The 3,295-nt window shown below is 66.8% G+C and carries 3 protein-coding genes; all 3 read left to right on the top strand.

What is annotated here, in order from left to right:
* Positions 1-285: 285 nt before the first annotated feature.
* The 3 genes from ACTIL2_RS15225 to ACTIL2_RS15215 all read left to right on the top strand — a co-directional run bounded on the left by ACTIL2_RS15225 (position 286) and on the right by ACTIL2_RS15215 (position 3,178).
* On the top strand, positions 286-963 hold the full coding sequence (locus ACTIL2_RS15225) for a response regulator transcription factor (RefSeq protein ID WP_442338323.1): 678 nt from the start codon (positions 286-288) through the stop codon (positions 961-963).
* Between the two features lies 1 nt (position 964).
* On the top strand, positions 965-2,332 hold the full coding sequence (locus ACTIL2_RS15220; protein WP_442338322.1) for an ATP-binding protein: 1,368 nt from the start codon (positions 965-967) through the stop codon (positions 2,330-2,332).
* A gap of 69 nt (positions 2,333-2,401) precedes the next feature.
* A complete protein-coding gene (locus ACTIL2_RS15215) occupies positions 2,402-3,178 on the top strand; it encodes a hypothetical protein (protein ID WP_442338321.1) in 777 nt (258 codons plus the stop codon).
* Positions 3,179-3,295 lie beyond the last annotated feature (117 nt).

Below are 3,295 nucleotides of genomic sequence, written 5' to 3'. Positions count from 1 at the left end.
GGCGATGTCGCCGAAGGTGGTGTTCTCGCCCTGGAGAGTGGTGACGGATAAATCATTGAGTGAGGTCATGGTTTCCACGCTACGCCGAGGTCAGGGGTGGTGGAACGCGGCTGGCCCGCGGCGTCCACACTCCAGGTGTGCCTGTGCCCGACACTCCAGGGTGGTCTCGTCGCAGTATCTGAACTCCACAGCGTCTGACCTGGGCGGCCTTATCCGAATCCTGCCGATGCCCGCCCGCCACCGCCTTCAGCAACGCTTCAGCATGATCGTGCGACACTGGTGACCATGCGGATTCTGCTGGTGGATGACGAGAAACGGCTCGCCGACGGTGTGCGCCGCGGCCTGGAGGCCGAGGGCATGGTCGTCGACGTCGCCCATGACGGTGCGACCGGGCTGGATATGGCGACCGACGCCGACTACGACGTCATCGTCCTCGACGTGATGATGCCCGGCATGAACGGGTACCGCGTCTGCCACGCCTTGCGCACCGACGGCGACCACACCCCCGTCCTGTTCCTCACCGCGAAGGACGGCGAATGGGACGAGGTCGAGGGCCTCGACACCGGCGGGGACGACTGGCTGACCAAGCCGTTCTCCTTCCCTGTCCTTATCGCCCGCATCCGTGCGCTCGCCCGGCGCGGTTCCCGGGAACGCCCCGCGACGTTGGAGGCCGGCGATCTGACCCTTGATCCGGCGGCCCGCCAGGCATTCCGCGGCGATGAGGAGATCACCCTGACCGCCCGCGAGATGGCGGTGCTGGATTTCCTGCTGCGCCGCCGCGGGGAGGTCGTGACCCGCCAGGAGATCATCGCGAATATCTGGGGTGACTCCTTCACCGGGGACGCCAACATCATCGAGGTCTACATCGGCCACCTGCGCGCCAAGGTCGACCGGCCCTTCGGACGCCAGGCCATCGAGACGGTGCGCGGTGTTGGCTACCGCCTGTCCGGGACGGGTGGCTGACGTGCGAAAAGCATCGCGTTCCATCCGCGCCCGGGTCACGCTCGGGGCGACCGCCTTCGTCACAGTCATCCTCGGGGTTGCCGCGGTGGTGGCGGTCCTGGTCCTCGGGCAGATCCTCACCTCGTCCGTCGAGGAGGCGGTGGAGCAGGACCTGGAGTCCTACAGTTCACAGATCGAGGCCGACCCGGAGCGGGCGGAGGGTGCCCTCGCCGGAATCGACGATGACCAGCTCGTCCGGCTCGACGGCGACGCCAGCGGCAGCGGCAGCACCGGCACAGTGGTCAATGACGACGAAGCCCACCAACTCCCGGAGCTCAGCGAGGCTGACGCTGAAAACGAGGTCACCCGGGAGGTCACCGTGGACGATGACCCGTACCTGGTGATGGCCGAGGACACGGATGCCGGGACGCTGACCGTCGCCCGGTCCACGGAGCACGTCGGGGAGACGGTCAACGCGACGACGATCCTCCTGGTGATTGCGGTCCCCCTGGTCATCGTGCTGGTGGGCGTGGTCGTGTGGATCGTCACCGGCCGCGCGCTGCGCCCGGTCGAGCGGCTGCGCCGGCAGGTCGACAGCATCAGTGCCGAGGATCTCTCCCGCCGGGTCGATGCCGGGGACGATGAACTCGGTGCGCTGGCCGCCACCATGAACCGTATGCTTGCCCGGCTGGAGCATTCCCAGGCCGTGCAGCGCAGGTTCGTCAGCGATGCGTCCCACGAACTGCGTTCGCCGCTCGCGACGATGCGGCAGCACGCCGAGCTGGGTGCGTCCTACCCGGACGCCACCTCGCTGCAGGAACTCAGTGAGGTGGTTGTCGACGAGGGGGAGCGCATGCAGGACCTGGTGGAGGGACTGCTGCTGCTGGCGCGGCTGGACGAGAACCACCGGCCACACATGGAACCGGTGGACCTGGATGACCTGGTGTTAGCGGAGGTGTCCCGGTTGAAACGTGTCGCTGAGCTCACCGTGGATGCGTCCGGCGTGGGTGCGGCCCAGGTGATGGGTAGTCGGCGTCTGCTCGGCCGGGCGGTGCGCAATCTGGTCGACAATGCGGCCCGTCATGCGGACGGTCGGGTTGTGCTGCGTCTGGGGACGGCCCAGGACGATGCCCGCCCTGCCGTGGTCCTGACCGTCGCCGATGACGGGACGGGCGTCCCCGAGGCCGACCGCGAGCTGGTCTTCGACCGCTTCGCCCGCCTGGATGAAGGACGTGCCCGCGATGCCGGGGGAAGCGGCCTGGGACTGGCCATTGTCAAGGAGGTCGTTGACGTCCACCACGGGCATGTGACGGTGGGCACGAGCACGGAAGAAAACACCCGCGGAGGTGCGGTTTTCACCGTCACTCTGCCGGCTGCGGATGCACCCTGACCCACGTCCCTGAAGGGGCTTTCAGGAAGCTTCAGAAAGGGTTCAGTACCTGTGCGGGATAGTGAGGGCATGACAGAGAACAACGCACCCCAGAACCAGAACCAGCCGGACGAGCCGAACGAGGAAACCAGGAACATGCCCACCGCGAACCCCACCCCTGAAGACACCAACACCACCGAGAACGCAGAGGCCCCCCGCAAGAAGCGCAAGGGTCTGGCCATTGGGGCCGGCGCCATCGCCGCCCTGCTCGTGGCCGGAGGTATCGGATTCGGCATCTCGGAGATCGCCGACGACGATGATGACGAGGTCCGCACGGTCACTGCCGCCGAGAACCAGTCCAGCAATCAGGATTCGCAGGACGGCGACGACCGGGACGACGACAACGACGCCGGAAACAACAATGGCGACGGCAACAACACCGCCGGGTCGGACGCTGCCTCCTTCCGCGACGCCGCGGAACAGGCCATCGACGAAGCGGGTGGACGTGGCGCCAGCTCCATCGACATCCAGGGCTCCGGACACGAGGTCGCGGTCGAATTGGACGACAACGGCTCCGCAGAGGTCCATGTCTCCGGCGACGGTGCGATGACCGTCGAGACAGACAGCCCCGACATGTTCGACCAGGAGGATCCGACTCTTGACCTGGCCACCCTCGAGGACGCCATGGACGCAGCCCTGGCGGCCGCCGACGAGGCCGGTGTCAGTGACGGTGTCGTGGACTCGGTGTCCGCCTCCGATGACCGTGGCGTGACTTACGAGGTCAGCGTGCAGGGCGCGAACGGCCAGGAGGTCGACGTGGACCTGGCGGACGACTTCGCCGTGGTGAACACCGACCTCGACGACTGACACCCCGCATCGCATCTCTGAGCCCCAGCTCAAATTTGCACGCACCCAGGCTCGCTTTCTCAGTGTGTGATGTCTCGGGACATCGGTGACAAAACTGGATCAGGACATCGGTAACAG

Source organism: Corynebacterium sp. (genome assembly GCF_052107835.1).
Taxonomy (GTDB): domain Bacteria; phylum Actinomycetota; class Actinomycetes; order Mycobacteriales; family Mycobacteriaceae; genus Corynebacterium.
This window is presented reverse-complemented; position numbering and strand designations above follow the sequence as displayed.